Source organism: Spongiactinospora gelatinilytica, from assembly GCF_003236385.1.
Classification (GTDB): Bacteria; Actinomycetota; Actinomycetes; order Streptosporangiales; family Streptosporangiaceae; genus Spongiactinospora; species Spongiactinospora gelatinilytica.
Map to the genome: position 1 here is coordinate 1 of NZ_POUA01000177.1, position 14,761 is coordinate 14,761.

The 14,761-nt window shown below is 68.5% G+C and carries 16 protein-coding genes and 1 pseudogene; 7 read left to right on the forward strand and 10 right to left on the reverse strand.

The window, feature by feature from the left end:
* Window positions 1-323 precede the first annotated feature (323 nt).
* Complete coding sequence (locus C1I98_RS21590) at window positions 324-623, reverse strand: hypothetical protein (protein ID WP_111169250.1); 300 nt, start codon at window positions 621-623, stop codon at window positions 324-326.
* A complete protein-coding gene (locus C1I98_RS21595) occupies window positions 607-951 on the reverse strand; it encodes a hypothetical protein (RefSeq protein ID WP_111169251.1) in 345 nt (114 codons plus the stop codon). Before C1I98_RS21595 ends, C1I98_RS21590 begins: the two co-directional genes overlap by 17 nt.
* Before the next feature lie 364 nt (window positions 952-1,315).
* Here C1I98_RS21595 and C1I98_RS21600 point away from each other — a divergent pair, with 364 nt between their 5' ends.
* Both C1I98_RS21600 and C1I98_RS21605 read left to right on the forward strand, forming a co-directional pair.
* Window positions 1,316-2,659 carry an NsdA family TPR-like regulatory protein gene (locus C1I98_RS21600; RefSeq protein WP_497845249.1) on the forward strand — a complete coding sequence of 448 codons (1,344 nt, stop codon included), beginning with the start codon at window positions 1,316-1,318 and terminating at the stop codon, window positions 2,657-2,659.
* Window positions 2,656-3,123, forward strand: a complete 468-nt coding sequence (locus tag C1I98_RS21605; protein WP_111169253.1) for a pyridoxamine 5'-phosphate oxidase family protein — start codon at window positions 2,656-2,658, stop codon at window positions 3,121-3,123. Before C1I98_RS21600 ends, C1I98_RS21605 begins: the two co-directional genes overlap by 4 nt.
* A 6-nt stretch (window positions 3,124-3,129) precedes the next feature.
* Here C1I98_RS21605 and C1I98_RS21610 read toward each other — a convergent pair whose 3' ends face one another.
* Entirely contained in the window at window positions 3,130-4,299 is a 1,170-nt protein-coding gene (locus tag C1I98_RS21610; RefSeq protein WP_111169254.1) for a methyltransferase domain-containing protein, read from the reverse strand.
* Window positions 4,299-4,463 carry a hypothetical protein gene (locus C1I98_RS41600; RefSeq protein WP_158558134.1) on the reverse strand — a complete coding sequence of 55 codons (165 nt, stop codon included), beginning with the start codon at window positions 4,461-4,463 and terminating at the stop codon, window positions 4,299-4,301. The genes C1I98_RS21610 and C1I98_RS41600 overlap by 1 nt, the downstream gene beginning before the upstream one ends.
* A 713-nt stretch (window positions 4,464-5,176) precedes the next feature.
* On the opposite strand from C1I98_RS41600, the gene C1I98_RS41605 reads away from it, so the two are divergent.
* Window positions 5,177-5,314, forward strand: coding sequence for a hypothetical protein (locus C1I98_RS41605; protein WP_158558135.1), 138 nt, complete (start codon window positions 5,177-5,179; stop codon window positions 5,312-5,314).
* An 88-nt stretch (window positions 5,315-5,402) separates the two neighbouring features.
* Here C1I98_RS41605 and C1I98_RS21615 read toward each other — a convergent pair whose 3' ends face one another.
* The 3 genes from C1I98_RS21615 to C1I98_RS21625 form a co-directional block, all read right to left on the reverse strand.
* Entirely contained in the window at window positions 5,403-5,888 is a 486-nt protein-coding gene (locus tag C1I98_RS21615; RefSeq protein WP_111169255.1) for a hypothetical protein, read from the reverse strand.
* A gap of 105 nt (window positions 5,889-5,993) precedes the next feature.
* The gene (locus C1I98_RS46525; protein ID WP_111169256.1) at window positions 5,994-7,217 is read right to left on the reverse strand and encodes a transposase; all 1,224 of its coding nucleotides are present in this window, start codon (window positions 7,215-7,217) and stop codon (window positions 5,994-5,996) included.
* Window positions 7,141-7,677 carry a hypothetical protein gene (locus C1I98_RS21625; protein WP_111169257.1) on the reverse strand — a complete coding sequence of 179 codons (537 nt, stop codon included), beginning with the start codon at window positions 7,675-7,677 and terminating at the stop codon, window positions 7,141-7,143. Before C1I98_RS21625 ends, C1I98_RS46525 begins: the two co-directional genes overlap by 77 nt.
* A 226-nt stretch (window positions 7,678-7,903) precedes the next feature.
* On the opposite strand from C1I98_RS21625, the pseudogene C1I98_RS21630 reads away from it, so the two are divergent.
* A pseudogene (locus tag C1I98_RS21630) lies at window positions 7,904-8,302 on the forward strand (cadmium resistance transporter); the annotation flags it as partial.
* 255 nt (window positions 8,303-8,557) lie between these two features.
* Here C1I98_RS21630 and C1I98_RS21635 read toward each other — a convergent pair.
* Window positions 8,558-9,811 (reverse strand): alpha/beta hydrolase family protein, encoded by a 1,254-nt coding sequence (locus tag C1I98_RS21635; protein ID WP_111169258.1) that lies wholly within the window; start codon window positions 9,809-9,811, stop codon window positions 8,558-8,560.
* 60 nt (window positions 9,812-9,871) lie between these two features.
* Between C1I98_RS21635 and C1I98_RS21640 the strand changes: the two genes are divergently transcribed.
* Together C1I98_RS21640 and C1I98_RS21645 are read left to right on the forward strand one after the other, a co-directional pair.
* Entirely contained in the window at window positions 9,872-10,450 is a 579-nt protein-coding gene (locus C1I98_RS21640; protein WP_111169259.1) for a helix-turn-helix domain-containing protein, read from the forward strand.
* A gap of 178 nt (window positions 10,451-10,628) precedes the next feature.
* Entirely contained in the window at window positions 10,629-11,102 is a 474-nt protein-coding gene (locus tag C1I98_RS21645) for a DUF6461 domain-containing protein (RefSeq protein WP_111169260.1), read from the forward strand.
* A 117-nt stretch (window positions 11,103-11,219) separates the two neighbouring features.
* Here the strand turns inward: C1I98_RS21645 and C1I98_RS21650 are convergent, their stop codons facing one another.
* The gene (locus tag C1I98_RS21650) at window positions 11,220-11,816 is read right to left on the reverse strand and encodes a DUF3238 domain-containing protein (protein ID WP_111169261.1); all 597 of its coding nucleotides are present in this window, start codon (window positions 11,814-11,816) and stop codon (window positions 11,220-11,222) included.
* Window positions 11,817-11,977: 161 nt separating this feature from the next.
* A complete protein-coding gene (locus tag C1I98_RS21655) occupies window positions 11,978-12,406 on the reverse strand; it encodes a hypothetical protein (RefSeq protein WP_146607560.1) in 429 nt (142 codons plus the stop codon).
* A 360-nt stretch (window positions 12,407-12,766) separates the two neighbouring features.
* Here C1I98_RS21655 and C1I98_RS21660 point away from each other — a divergent pair.
* Window positions 12,767-14,761 (forward strand): AfsR/SARP family transcriptional regulator (locus C1I98_RS21660; RefSeq protein WP_233508049.1); only part of this gene is annotated, 1,995 nt, incomplete at its 3' end.

The window sequence follows — 14,761 nt, forward strand, 5'->3', positions numbered from 1 at the left end:
GGCAAGGGCATGGGGTCGCCCGTTCCCCATGCCCGCGCGGCGAAGTGGCGTGGGCTCGCCGCGCTCCTGGAATGCCGGGGTGGCCTGGGCGGGCCGGGGATTTCCCCGGCCCGCCCGGGGGTGTGTACCGGCTGGACCGGAGACGGCCGGTACACGACGCGGCGTTGGACGCCGCAGGGAGGACACCTGTTCTGTTCCGGCCGCCGCGCGCATGTGGGGGAATGTGGGCGGGCCGGGACTACCGGCTCCGGCCCGCCCACCGGGGGCCCTGCGATCCCCCGTGGTACGGCGCGGCAGCGACCGCGCCGTGCTGCCGCGTCTGCTCATGGCGTGGTCACCCACGCGTCCCCGGTCACGATCGTGGTCACGCCATCCTTACGATGGGCCGTGGCCAGCGTCGCACCGTAGGTATAGAGGACACCGAAAGACGACACCCGCGCGGACCGGACACGGGCCCGGCCCTCCCCGAGGGTTTCGAGGGCGGCCAGTATCTGCCGCTCGGCGGTGGCCTGGTCTGCGGCCACCCCGCTCACGCCGCGGCTGCCTGCCTCGGCCACCCAGACCAAGAGCCGGGGACATGCCGACAGTGGGATGATGGGAGGGCGGTCAGACAGGAGCGCCATGCTGCTCCTCCATGGTGGGAATGCGGTTCAGCAGTGCGTAGTCCTTGGCCAGCTCGGCCGCGGCCCTGTCGGTGGTGGTGTGGAAGGTATACAGCGGTGCCCCACGCCGGCTTGGGCACGCGCGCCGCCAGCAGATATGGTCCGGGGTCACGGCGGCGACCAAGCCGTGGCACACCGACACCAGCACCCGGTCCCGGTCGTGATCGTGGTTGACGTCCGCGACGATGCCATGGCGCGCCAGCGCCTCGATGAGCAGGCGAGCCGCCTCTTCTGCTGCGCAGGCGGCCGGTGGTCTGCGCATGGGATAGGCGAGCAGAAACGCGTCCATCAGTCGCGCTCCAAGGGGCCCGTGTTCAGATCGACCGAAAAGCAGGTTCTATCGCTCGGCCGCTCGTCACGAGCTGGCGCCTCATTTGGTGCCTTATATGGCTGAAATATGACTCTCGCCCGATCACCGCCATCATCAACCAATTTGCACTCCGAGCAGACTGTAATGGTGCCGACGCGAAGGGTGGTGCAGGGCCTGAAGATAGGCGAATTCAGCGGTCACCAACAGGTCGCCTAGCGGTCATGCTCGGTCATGTGCGGTCACGGAGTCCCGTGCGTCACTTACGTCCCCCACAGCGGGGACTGAGTCTCTAGAGTTTGAAAACAACATATGCAGCTCCACACCGATGTGCCGGAGGAGTTCGATGCCGACACCAGCGCAGCCCACCTTGCTCAAAGCGCTACTGATAAAACGGCACATACAGTCATATAGTGCATTCACTGCCGCATACAACAAAGCGGCCAGGGAGATAGGCGACCGAAGGCTGATCGGGACGGCGCCCAGCGCTGAGCAATACCGGCGCTGGCTAGGAGGTCGCGTCAAGACACTCCCCGACCCCACACGGTGCCGCGTCCTGGAGCACATGTTCCCCCAATACAAGACGGCCGATCTACTACGGACAGAAGATGCCGCTCTGGCGCTGCCAGAGCGGCAGGAAGAGGAGGACCCCACGAACCGCAGAGACCTATTCCGCCTGGGCGGGCAAACCCTCGCCGGCGGTATTACGGCTGCCCTGGCGAGGGGCCCGAACGAGCTATGGCAGACCTTGGACAGTGCCACCGTGGGCCCTTCCCGGCTCGCAGTACTGCGCCGTGCAGCCGACCAACTCGGCGAGCAAGTGGTCAAACTTCCCCCGGCGACCCTCCTGCAAGACACGATCATCCAATTGAGCAGCGTCCACGACTTGCTGCGCAGCCGTCAGCCCACAGCGGTTCAGCAGGAACTTGCCCGCACCAGCGCCAAACTGGCCACAGTGGTCGGAGAGATCCTTTTCAACCTGAACCAGTTTTCACTGGCGGCGAACTGGTACGCCGCCGCAGGACGCGCCGCCGAGGAAGCCGGTGACCGCTACTTGGCCGACATCGCACTCGCCGGATCTACCTACCTGCCCACCTACTCCCAAGACCCCCAGGCCGTCCTGGGCAATGTGATGCCGCGCCTCGAAGGATCTCCACCGGCCACCGCCGCTATCGCATGGCTTTGGGCATTCGCTGCGAAAGCCTACGCCGATCTCGGGCAACGCCACATGTTCGAGGCGGCCATCAACGCATCGCAAGAGGCACTGGACCGCTGTCCGCCGGGGTCGTCCCGGCCTGGGATCTTCAGCTTCCTCCCAGAAAAGAAGGACCTGTACGAGGCGTACGGTTACGGTGTCCTCGGAAATGCGGACAAGGCCGCTGATGCAGCGGCCCGCTCACTCGCCCGTTACGACCTGACCGATACGACAGAGCCGGCGCTTGTCCGGTTTGAGCACGCCGCGGCGTTGGCGCGCGCGGGAGAGAAAGAGGAGGCGTGCCGCCTTGCCGTGACCACGATAGAAGACCCGCGCACCTATCCTGGCGTGGCCGTCGTCTGGCGCGCACGAAGGTTCGACACGCTGTTGGGCGATGAGGTATGTGTCGCCGTTCGAGAATGGCGGGAGCGTCTGCGAGGATTTCGAGTGCCCAGGGTCGATGCTCTGCCAGTCACCTCGGCGACCGACTCATGACACCACGAGAGCTGCTGGAACAGTACGTCGGCGGCGGCAAGGTCATGCAGGTGGCGACCGTCGATGAGGCCGGATTGCCCCAGGTTTGTTCGGTGTGGTACCAGCCCGAGTTCCGCCCCGACCGCCTTCGATGGATCTCCCGTCACGACCGAGAGCACAGCCGTGCCATCGCCGCCAATCCACAGGTTGCCGGCGCGATTGTCGCCATTCCACTGGACGCGCTCGGGCAAGTCGTCCAAGGAGTCTCCTTCCAAGGACGAGCCAGACAACTTCCCGCTCAAGGGGTGGAGGACGAGGTTCAGGCATTCATCGCGCGGTGGCCTGCCGCTGCGGCGGCTCTTGAGGCGATAGCCACTGGTGGCGCCACCCGACTCTACGAGGTCGCCGTGGACGCGTGGGTGCTGTTCGACGAGGAACACTTTCCTGCGCCCGGCAACCCACGACAACCCATCACAGCCGAATGAACCCAGCTATCCGATCACCTGCTGAGGCGTGTCGAGCCACACCTGCTGCCCGTCCGGGGTGACCGTCATCCCGAAACGGTCCCGGCCGGGCTCACCCCACACCACCCACCGAAAGTAAGCGGTGGTGACCTCGTCCCACAGCGGCCGGTCGCCGACCTGGTAGATTTCATAGTCATCGGCTTCAGGCTGCCATGTGACCGCAGCCCACTGCCCGGCGCGGGCCGGGTCGAGTACCCACAACCGAAAGCCGCCGCCGCGTAGGCGTTTGGTGTCCGATCGCAGGCCGGTCATCGCAGCTATCGCGAGATCCGCCCCGGGCGGGGCGTAGGCGATCGTCCTGGGGTCGATACGGGTACGGAAGCGGTGCTCGGTGCCGTCGTCCGCGCCGGCCGGTCGCTGTGAGCGCAACATCATGTAGGACGCGAAGCCGGGGAACCGGCCGTGAGCCGTACCGTCCGGGAGCACAATGAGCCGTAGCGCGTGGTTGGTGCCGAAGTTCGGGCACCAGGGGGCGACGATGACGCCGCCGGGGCGGGTCTGCTCGATCCATGCGTACGGCACGGTGCGGATGCCGCAGGTGACATGCATGCGGTCATAGGGCGCACGATCGGGGTGGCCGGCCGCGCCGTCCCCGACGATCAGGTGCGGCTGTATCCCGGCGTCGCTGAGGTTCTTGGCGGCCTGCTCGGCGACCGCGGCGTCCACCTCGATGCTGGTGACGTTGTGCTCGCCGGCCAGGTGGGACAGCAGGGCGCTGGTCCAGCCGGTGCCGGTGCCGATCTCCAGCACGCGATGCCCGGGTTCGGGGTCGAGGAGCTGGAGGAAGTCGGTGACCGTGCTGGGCGCGGAGTTCGATGAGCTGTAGTCGATGTGCCCGGATTCTGTTTTCAGGTGCGGGGCGCCGTCTTCCCCGATCACCGACTCGATCGGTCTGGCTCCGTCGTCGAGCTGGATGACGATGCTGTTGTCGCTGTAGACGGCGCCCCACCACCGCTTAGGGTCGGTGTCGCGGTTGATGACCCAGGGGGCTTTGTCGGAATGGGCCGCCAGTGCCAGCGGCGGGATGAAGAGGTGGCGGGGTACGGCCCGCAGGGCCGCGCGGACGGGTTCGCTGAGATCGTCGATCGCGGCGACTTCGTCGATCAGGTGCTCGATCCGTGCGGCGACGTTGGCCACTACTTGCCGCCCTTGGGGTCCTTGGGGTTCTTGCCGCCTTTGGGGTTCTTCGCGTGTGCCCCGGTGGGTGGCCGGTTGTAATCCTGGTGGGGGTTGCCGTCAGGCTTCAGCTCGTCGTCCTTCGGGCTGTCCGGGTCCTCATGGTTGCCCCACTGCGGGCTCATGGCCGTCGTCTCCTCGCCTAGGTCAACTGCCTAGCGTGACAGTACGGCTACTTCACCGAGCCGACAATGGCTTTCGTGTGAGAAACCTGCCTCCTTAGCTCGTGGTTCAGAGTCACCACACGCTTACTGTTCTGGTCGTCTCGCCTGCGTTAACGTCCTGGCGGCAAGGGAAACCCCATGCAGGAGGTCGATATGTCAGGGAATGCCCTTCCTGTGACGCGCGAGTGTCGCAGGACCCTGGAGAGCCGGTGACGGGACATCAGATTCCGGGTACGCGGGACGCCTGCGATGCCGTTGGGCAGGCAGCGCTCCCCGCCGACTAGCGCTGTCGCCCCGAGCCTCGGACGTGGCGGCGCTAGAGTGATGCAGCCGGGTCACAGGAGAAGAGGTATCTGCACGCGGGTCTTCGCTTTCCAGCCAGTACTGGCGGACATCCTGAACAGCGGAAGTTCGATCAAGGAAGCGTCGATCTTCTCCGCTGACGGGGTGGAGACGGCAGGCGTGCAGGTCGAACTGGTTACAGGCGCTCGCGTCCTGCTCCGCACGATCGGCGCGGCCCCGCCCGTGAACCCTGACGAGATCAAGCACGGCGAAGTACTCGCGCCCGTACCGGTCGCTGACCTTCCTGTGGTAGACGGGCGGGTTCCGGTGGCCGAAGTCGCCCGGTACGTCGCCGGACTGATCTCAACTCAGGCTCGGACCAGATCGCGGCCGTGCGGGTCCGCGACGGAGAACGGCCCAAGGTCACCGTGGAGTTCTACAACGGGGCCGAGGTGTACCTGATGCCGTACAAGACCATTCCCGCCGGCCGCACCGACGCGGAGGAGTGGAAGATCGCCACGTCGGTGTAGCACGGCCCGAACAGCAAGAAGGCCCGGACGGCTTCCCCGCCATCCGGGCCTTCTCACGATCGATATGCGAAACCGATCGGGCAGCAGCCTATCCCAGCGGCCTTGCCCCCCGGCGTCTGCGGGCGATGATCGGTGTGCCGTCGTCCGTCACCTGGAAGCTCGCGGTGTACCCGCCGTCGTTCTCATCGACCAGCACCACGGTGTAGTCGAGGCGGCAGGACGCGCACTGCACCCGGAACTCGGTGTGAGTTTCGAGCGGCAGGCGCGCCTGCCGGTCGCAGCACGGCATCTCGGCCCACACCGTGCCGCCGCGGCCGAGGACGGTGTACCGCCGGACGTACACGCCCGGGACGAGCTGGCGGAGGATGAGCGTGGTCGTCGGGCCGAACACCGTGGGCCGCGGGCCCGCTGCGTCGGCTCGCTGGACAGGGGTGATCCGCCAGCCGGCCGCGTCGAGCGTGTCCTCCATCTGGCCGACCAGGTGCTCGGCGCGGTCGAGGTCCAGGGCGAGCTGTGCGGGGTCGGTCAGTAGCGCGGCCAGGATAGGCCGATACCCGTGGATATCTTCGCTCATCGGGGGACTCTTCGTCGTCGGGCCAGCCGCCTGTCCACGGTTCCCCTATAGGAGCGTTCTGAAGATCTTGCTGAGTGAGTCGGCATGGGTCGGCCCACCGTCTCGTCATGGAGTGATCGGGGTGAGAGTCCAGATACCGCGGGTGTGGGCGAGTCCGAGGGTGATCAGGCGGCGGAGGTTGAGAGCGGCGGCGCGGTGGTGGAGCCAGCGGTCGTTGGCAGCGGTGCTGCGGTAGCGCAGGCGGCGGTTGCCGCGGGCGACCAGCCAGGCCACGGCGCGTTCCACCATCGGCCGCCAGCGGCGGTGGTCGTCCTGCCAGGCGGGGTCGGTGGCGGCCTGGTGGCGGGCGGCGGCCTGCAGGTCGTGGTGTGGGCGGATGGTCACCACGCGGCCGGTCTTGGCGGTGGTGCAGCGATCACGCAGGGGACAGTCGGCGCATAAGCCGGTGAAGGTGGCGCGGCGTTGCCGGTAGCGGCCACCTGGTGCCGCGAGGGGGACGGTGTGCCCGGCCGGGCAGGTGACCGTGCCGGCGCCGGTGTCGATGGCGAAGTCGTCCAGGGTGAACCCGCCCGGCACGGCGGGTTCGAGCGCGGGTGGTTTGATCAGCAGCCGGTGCCCTGCGGTGGTGAGGGTGGCGCGCAGGCCGGCGGTGGCGGCGGCCACGTCGTTGGCCAATCCGGAATACAGGAAGCCTTGTGCGGCTCCGGCCTTGTCCCGAGTCATGACACGGCCCAGGTCGTCATAGCCGTAGGCGATGTCGCCATCGGTGATGAGCTGGTCGAAGGCATCGAAGCTCATCTGCGTGGTGGTCCCGTTCATGGTGCGCGTGGCCAGGGTTCCCCGCGGGGTGTAGGCGTAGTCCGTTCCGCCGCCTGAGGTCAGTCGATTGCGCTCATCGTAGGCAAAGGTGGCGTTCCCGGCCTTGGTGCGGTTTCCGGCGGCGTCCCATTCGTAGGCGGTGGTAGTGCCGCCTACGGTCCAGGAGGTCAGCCGGCCGGCCTCGTCGTAGCCGTAGAGCGCAGCGCCTCGCCGGGCAGCCCCAGGTCCAGCAGCGAACGCATCGCGGCGCCGGCCAGGTGCGCTGGGCTGAAATAGCGGGTCCAGGCCGGGCCGGTCTCGGCGCGCTCCAGGGCGCGAGTGGCTCGCGCGAGCGCCTGGGCGAAGGCGATGTGCGCTGGCGGGCGGCGGGGGATGGCTTGGTAGGGCTCCCATCGCGCGCGCTCCTCGGCTGAGGTGGGGAGCGAAAGGCGGGTCAGGGGTTGGCGCGCCAGATGGCCACATTCGTGGCCCAGTAGCCGCCGTTGTCCCAGGTCGCCGCGTCGTTGACATAGAAAAGGAAACGTACCGGGTAGCCGCTGTTCCAGGTCTGGCAGCCCTGGAAGGCCGTCGCGTGTGCCGGGTTGCCGACCCAGCCGCCCGGGTCGTTGTTGAATCGCAGCACCTCGGCGAACTGGTTGAGTCCCGGGAAGGGCCAGTCGCCTCCCTGAGCGAGGGTGCCGTTGCCGTCCGGGCCGACGTTGTAGCCCCACAGGTCCACACGGACGCGGTCGCTGATGAGGGGGCGGACCTTGAAGGCGTCGCCAGGCATGAGCACGTTCGGGGGATTTGAGCCGGTCGGGATGTTGCCGCCGCCGTTCCCCAGTACGTTGGTGGCCGCGCCGTAGTCTGCGGGGGCGCCGTTTTGGCAGCGGCTGAGCGCTCCGGCCGGGTCGGCCGCGGCGGCGGGGACGGTTGCGGCCGTGAGGAGGGTGGCCGGGAGCAGCAGGGCGAGGATTCTGGAGATCTTCATTGTTGCCTCCTGAGGGACACAGCCCTGATGGTGCGCATTGCCGGGGAGCGCGAGAAGCCTGGTCGGGGAAGTCCGTACAAGTCCGTACAAGTCCGTACAGGTACGGCCGGGCAGTGTGCCTGGGGCCGGGTGGGTCGGTTGGCGGCAGTGCCGGGCCGGGCTCCAGAATCCACATCGGAGTCACCGAACGGGATCAGCCGGGCGAAGGAGCATCCCCCGCGTGAACATGGGCATAATCGGGCAGGCCACCGGCCTTTTCGCTGTCACCAATATCGACGACATCCTGATCCTGGCCCTGTTCTTCGCCCAGAGCGCCGGTCGGCGAGGGGCCGCCGTGCGTATCGTGGCCGGCCAGTACGTCGGGTTCGCCGGGATCGTGGCGGTGGCCGTGGTGGCGGCGTTCGGTGCCACGTTCCTGCCCGCCCAGGCCGTCCCCTACCTCGGCCTGCTGCCGCTCGCGCTGGGCGTGAAGGCGGCCTGGCAGGCATGGCGGTCCTCGCGAGAGCGCCGCGACGACACGGGCGAAGCGCCCGCCATCCGGCGTCCGAACGGGCCCGGGGCCCTTGAGGTGGCCGCGGTCGCCTTCGCCAACCGCGGTGACAATATCGGGGTCTATGTCCCGGTCTTCGCCACCGCCGGGGTGGGCGCGACGAGCCTCTACGTCATCGTGTTCCTTACCCTGGTCGGCAATCTGGTGCCTGGCCGGGCGTTACTTCGTCACCCGGCCGTTCGTAGCCACGACCCTCAGCCGCTGTGGGCACATTCTGCCGCCGTTGGTCCTGATCGGCGTTGGACTGCTCATCCTCGTAGAAGGAGGTGTCATCGGCCTCTGAGGAGAATCGACATCGTCACCACCTGGGGCGGCGGGCACAACGCCGTCTCACTTCAGCAGCCACTCGGCGACGTCGGCGACCACCTGCGGGTCGACGTGCTGTGCCCGTGCGTAGTCGGCGGGGGTGGACGGGCCGGAGCCGGGGAAGAACATGTGATCGTCAGCATCGTAGACGCGGATCGTGACATCCGGCCGGTGGCCCAGCCCTGCCTTCCACCGTGGGAGATCGTCCTGGACGGTCACCTGGTAGTCCCGGCCGCCCTGGAGGATGAGCATCGGCCGGTCCAGCGATGCCGCCGTGGCCACCGGATCGTATCCGCGCAGGTCCAGCCAGTAGGGGCCGGGCCACAAGCCGAACGGCAGATCCGCCGCAGGGGTGGCGGGGGACAGGTCCGGGCTGTCGGCCAGCGCGGCCTGCCGCGTCACGGTCTCCAGCAGTTCAGCCATCTGGGGATCGCCGCTCATCGACGCCAGGTGGCCCGCCACCCGCACGGCGGCCCGATGCATCGGCTCGGTGTCACCTGCCATGATCACCAACCCTGCCACCGACGGCTCCGCCGCCGCGACCCGCGGCGCCACCTTGCCTCCCATACTGTGCCCGGCCACGAAGACCCGCCTGGCGTCCACGTCCGGCAGGCTCCGGAGGAGGCGAGCCGCCGCGACCGCGTGCGGTACGTACTCCTCGGCCATTGTTAACTCCTTGAGTTCGGCCACCTGGGCGGCGTGCGCGTAGGTCACCTTGTCGAACCGCACCACCGCCACGCCTCGGCCGGCCAGCCCCCACGCCAGGTCCTTGAGCGGCTTGTTCGGCCCGGTGGTGGCGTCGCGGTCGAACGGCCCTCCACCGCTGAGCAGCACCACGCCAGGCCACTGGCCGTGCCCTCGCGGCAGGCTCAGCGTTCCGGGCACGGTCAGTGACCCGGAGCCGAGCGTGATCTCCTGTTCCTCGAAGGCGTCCGGGTGGGCGTAGGGCGGCGCCTCCCAGGCCCCGGACGTGAACTGCAGGCCGCTCAGCAGCCCGGCGTCGTCCAGCGACATCACCACCGTGAACCCGCCACGCTCGCCGGTCATCGCCACGCTCACCCGGGCCGCCCCTGGGCCGCCGAGCTCGATCACCGGTTCGCCGACAGCCGAGATCGGCCCTGTCCTGGCCAACTCGCCGTCCCACGCCTCCCGTAGTGCCGTCGCCGAGACCTGCGCCCGCAACGGCGGCGCGAAACGGTCGGCCACGTCACTGAAGCGTTGTTCGTCCAGCATGCGGGCCACTGCCTGGCCGATCGCGACCGGATCGGTCACCGTCATGGCTCACCCCTACCTTTCTCATATTTTGCGAAAGGTAGCACACCATGAGATCGTAGTGGCGTGGACGCTTTGGAACTGCTCGGACATCCGGTACGGCTGCGCATCGTCCACGCGATGCGCGGGGGGCACACCATGACGACCGCCCAGGTGTGCGAGCGCATCTCCGACGTCTCCAAGGCCACCGTCTACCGGCACATCGACCTTCTCGCCGCCGGAGGCATCCTGGAGGTGGCCGACGAACAACGCGTCAGGGGAGCCGTGGAACGCCACTACCGGCTTCGCCATGACCGAACCACGATCGGCCCCGACGTCATCGACTCACTGACCCTCGACGACCACAGGCGCGGCTTCGCGGTCGCCATGGCCGCCCTCATCGCCGAGTTCAACGCCTACCTTGAGCGCGACCACGCCGACCCGGCGGCCGACCTCGTCGGCTACCGCCAGCACGCCATCTGGCTCAGCCGGGACGAACTGCTGGAGATGATCGGCCGGATGCGGGAGGCGATCGCACCCAAGCTGGCGAACCCGCCGACACCGGAGCGCAGCCAGTACCTGCTCAGTCCGGTCCTGTTCCCACTGGAGGAAGCCGCCCGCCCTCTCCACGACGAGGTGAGTCGGCACCAGGGGGAGGCGCGCTGACGTCAGCCGGCCGTGTTCGTCCGCGCCACCGCGAATCCCGAGGACGGCCGTAGCTCCGATCCTGGCGGACGGCCACCTCCGAGCGACTTGGCGAATCGGACAACCCTCGGGAGTTCTTCGAGAATCTGAGCGGAGGCGTCCAGGACCTGATCGCCGAGGAGGACCAGGTGGCCGTGCGATGGACCATGAACGGCACGGCGTAGAAGCCAGCCCTTCGAGCATCTCCTGCTGGACGTGCTCGAACAACTCGGATCGGCACCCGCCGCTCAATGTCAACGGCTGGATCGGCATCGTGCCCGGACACGCCGACGGGGAGCGGGTGCGCAGGGCCGGCGAAGGCGGCCGGGAGGCCCTGGGGGTCCGGATGGACATCAACGGTCATGTGTACTTCGAGTACGCCCGCGACGGGCGCATGGCCGTCTGCTTCGAGCCGACCTTCCCGGACCAGCGGTATGGCGACGACCCGCACGCGCTCGATCATCTGATGACCGGGCTGCGGTTTCAACTCAGCGAGGACGGTGGCCGGGACGACTGGGTGGAGGAGGATGAGAGCGTCAGTTCGGCGTTGGCGCTGATCGGACGGTATACGGGGACCGACATCGCCACCGACTGGATCCAGGCACGGCACTCCTCCCTCAGGCCCGCCACCTGAGGTGGCGGCCCGAAGCGCGTCGCGGGCGCCCTGGGGACGGGGCCAGGGCGCCCGCCGGCAACGGAATGTTCGCGTCGACTCGCCAACGGCCGTTGGCCGTCTGGAACCTACTCCTGATCAAGGACGCCATCTGCCTGAGGCCCTCAGCTTCTCCTTCCGGCACAGTATCCCGGTCAGGCAGTGGAAGCCTTTGTTCTTCTTCATGATCACGAATAGTGGAGGATTGGTGACGTAGTAGTCGTGGATCAAATACGCCTCGTGGTGCGGGGCCTTACGTCGTTCGCCGGAAACGGAGAATCTGCCGTCGCGGTAGAGGGCCACCTTGAGGTTGTACTTGATCGCGCCTGTGATGCAGTAGGGATTCTTCGCCCAGTGCTTGATATCGAACGACGCCTTGGTGCTGCTCACCTTCAGGTCCACGAACTTCATACTCTTCATGGACGCTTTCGCGGAATGCACCAACTTCCCGTGCTTATCGTAGACCGTCGTCGGCATGACTTGGCGGTCCAGGTTCAATTTGCGCCGGGCCCAGTCGACCCTTACCTGCATGCGTGTTCGGAAGCTGGCCGTCTTGCTGGAGAAGTTGCGATTGTCCCCGCCGAACTTGAACCCGCTGGGCAGGCAAGGGCCGGCTGAAACGCGTTTGTTCCTGATGAAGGTTCGGTCGGTGAACCATGTTCTTCTGGCCAGCCGCGCCGAGCCGGCGGCGGGCACCGTGGTGGAGGGGGAGGCCGTGGCGGGTGCCGCGGGCTTGTGACGGCCGGGGCCTGGCCAGGGGTGCGGGTGATGACCAGGACGAGACCGATGGCGACCGCCGGCGTTCTGCCAGTGCGATTCACGGAAGCGACTCTTCTGGGGGGGAGGGAGGATCCGGCTCAGGACCTGCCCCACACCCATGGGCTGCACCTCACGCGCTGGACGCAGACCCGGATCCGGAGGCGCGCTCCCTCCCTGATTCGGAGTTTATGGGTGATGCAGCGCACCCCGCGCCTGGTGTTGTTGACCTGCTTGGTCACGACGCGGGTCGGGAACAATCGGACGTGACCCGTGACGCTTCTGCGGTCGTTCAAGGGGTCGCAGACGATCACCCGATTTCCCCTGTGCCGGAACCACATATAGCCGACCAGTTTGCCGCGGTAGCGCACCTTGGCGTAGGCGTCCCGGCCCAGGGCTGCCGCTGCCGGGCTCGTCGCCGCGGGGTTCGCCGTCTCGCCGGGCGAGGTGCCGGCCTTCGCCGTTCCGGCCGGGAGGCCGGCCATGACGACGGCGGCAAGGGCCGCCGCGGCCATCGTCGTAGAACGCATACTCGACTCCTTTCGATCCGGGTGTTCGGGGCTTGCGCGGCATTGACCACCGCTGACTCGAAGCCTCGTCTCTTCTTGCACACAATGCGGCACACGCACCATTGATCGCCTGTACATTTGCGTCAGGCATCGCCCTCGTATCTCGGGATATGACATGAGCGTCGAATTTCGGATACTCGGCCCGATCGAAGTATGCGTTAACGGGCGTCCCATACGATTGGGCGGCCCCCGGCCCCGCGCCATTCTGGTGGCCCTCCTTTTGCACGCCAACCGGCTCGTCGCACTCATCGGGTGATCGATCAGGTGTGGCCGGAAGCACCTGATTCGGCCGCCTCGAATTTGCGTACTTACCTGAGCAGATTGCGTCGCGCCCTGTGCGTTCCCGGCGAGCCGGAATCCCGCCTCCGCACAGGCGCGGGCGGATACCTGATCGAGGTACGGCCGGGCGAGCTGGACGCGGACGTCTTCATCGAGCAGGTCGAGGCAGGCGAGCGCGCGTCCACGGTGAACGCCGCATGCGGGCACTTCGAGCGGGCGCTGCGCGGGTGGCGGGGCCGGCCGTTGGAGGACGTGCCGCTGGGGCCGGAACTCGCGGCCGAGGCGGCGCGGCTTGCCGAACGGCGGGACGGGGTGCGGGAGCGCTACTTCGGGCTGCGGATCGAGATGGGGCAGCACGCTGAAGTACTGCCGGAGCTGAGGGCGTTCGTGGCGGGCGACCCGCTGCGTGAAGGCGCGGTGGGACTGCTCATGTCCGCGCTGGACGGGGCCGGGTGCCGGGCCGCGGCGCTGGAACTGTTCCACGCGACCAGGCGGCGGCTGATCGACGAACTGGGCGTGGAGCCCGGGGCCGACCTGCGGCGGCGGTTCCAGCTACTGCTGACGGGCGGGGCCGCGCCGGGCGGCGCGGTGATCCCGGGGCCGGGCGACAGGGCCAGGCCGGGCGGCGCGGTGTTCACTGCGGCAGGGGGCAGGCCGGATGGCGCGGTGGTCACCGGGTGGGGCGACGGCGCGGTGACGGGCCGGGTGGACGGGACGGCCGGGCCTCGGTACCTGTTCGTCGGACGTGAGCGGGAGCTGCGGTCGATCAGCCAGGGCGGCCGGTTCGTCGCGATCGACGGGATGCCCGGGGTCGGCAAGACGGCGCTGGCCGTGGAGGCCGCGCGGCGGCTCCGCGCGCACGCCCGGATCGACCTGACCCTGTCGGTGGACCTCCACGGCTACGACCGGCATCGCCCGCCCGTCGACCCGGCGGTCGTACTGGACGAATGGCTGCGCCGCTTCGGAGCGCACGGGGATCGGTTGCAGCGGCTCGACGTCAGGGCGCTCCGGGCGGAGTTCTTGGACCGGCTGGCCGGTCGCCGGGTGCTCGTCCTGCTCGACAACGCCGCCGATGAGCGCCAGGTACTGCCCCTGATCGCCGACGGCTCCGGTTCGCTCACGCTGCTGACAAGCCGGCGCCGGCTGACCGGACTGCCCGGTGCCGATCACATGCGGCTGGAGGTGCTGGGCGGGGATGAGTCGGTACGGCTGCTGCGCGCTGCTGCGGGCGCGGACCGGATCGATGCCGAATCGGACACCGCCGCCGACGTCGCCGAAACGGTCGGCCACCTGCCCCTCGCGCTGGGCCTGGTCGCCGGGCAGATCGCGGGCAGCCGCGGCTGGACACTGCACGACCACTTGGACCGGCTGCGCGCGCACCGCGACCTCCTGCGTGTCGAGGCCCCTGTCGAGGCGGCCTTCGCGCTGTCGTATGAACGGCTGACGCCGGGATGCCGGCGGACGTTCCGGCTGCTGGCCCTGCACCCGGGGCGGCGGATCGACGACCTCGCCGCGGCGGCGCTGGCCGGCGTCTCGACCTCCGAGGCCGCCCGTGACCTGCGTGTCCTGCTCAGCGCCAACCTGCTGCGCCGGGACGGACCCGACCACTGCGAATTCCACGACCTGACCCGCCGCTTCGCGCTGCGGCAGGCCATCGACCGCGAGCCCGGCCACGCCCGCCAGGCGGCGCTGAGCCGGCTGCACGCCCACTACGCGCATTCGGCCGCGCTGGCCATGGACCAGTACGCCCCCTATGAGAAGCATCGCCGCCCGGGCGTGTGCGGCGGGGGCGAAGCCGTTCATTCGTTCGCCGATCGGCGGGCCGCGTCGGACTGGCTGGACACAGAACGCGCCAACCTTGTGGCCACCGCGGTCCAGGGGACCCCCGCCCAGGCGGCGCTGCTGTCCACACTGCTGTCCCGGTATCTCGATTCAGGCGGCCACTATCGTGACGCCAAGGCCGTGCACGCGCGGGCGGCGCAGGTCACGGGCGCGGGGGAGCGGGGGCGGGCGCTGGCCAGGCTCGCGGCCGTGCAC

Excerpts from the sequence above, each read along its gene's own strand:
- C1I98_RS21625 (WP_111169257.1), bottom strand. The coding sequence starts at position 7,677 with ATGAAGATCTCCAGAATCCTCGCCCTGCTGCTCCCGGCCACCCTCCTC.
- C1I98_RS21615 (WP_111169255.1), bottom strand. The coding sequence starts at position 5,888 with ATGAGCGAAGATATCCACGGGTATCGGCCTATCCTGGCCGCGCTACTG.
- C1I98_RS21595 (WP_111169251.1), bottom strand. The coding sequence starts at position 951 with ATGGACGCGTTTCTGCTCGCCTATCCCATGCGCAGACCACCGGCCGCC.
- C1I98_RS46525 (WP_111169256.1), bottom strand. The coding sequence starts at position 7,217 with ATGTCAACGACGCGGCGACCTGGGACAACGGCGGCTACTGGGCCACGA.
- C1I98_RS21605 (WP_111169253.1), top strand. The coding sequence starts at position 2,656 with ATGACACCACGAGAGCTGCTGGAACAGTACGTCGGCGGCGGCAAGGTC.
- C1I98_RS21635 (WP_111169258.1), bottom strand. The coding sequence starts at position 9,811 with ATGACGGTGACCGATCCGGTCGCGATCGGCCAGGCAGTGGCCCGCATG.
- C1I98_RS21655 (WP_146607560.1), bottom strand. The coding sequence starts at position 12,406 with ATGCGTTCTACGACGATGGCCGCGGCGGCCCTTGCCGCCGTCGTCATG.
- C1I98_RS21590 (WP_111169250.1), bottom strand. The coding sequence starts at position 623 with ATGGCGCTCCTGTCTGACCGCCCTCCCATCATCCCACTGTCGGCATGT.
- C1I98_RS21645 (WP_111169260.1), top strand. The coding sequence starts at position 10,629 with ATGGACCATGAACGGCACGGCGTAGAAGCCAGCCCTTCGAGCATCTCC.
- C1I98_RS41600 (WP_158558134.1), bottom strand. The coding sequence starts at position 4,463 with ATGAGCCCGCAGTGGGGCAACCATGAGGACCCGGACAGCCCGAAGGAC.
- C1I98_RS21600 (WP_497845249.1), top strand. The coding sequence starts at position 1,316 with ATGCCGACACCAGCGCAGCCCACCTTGCTCAAAGCGCTACTGATAAAA.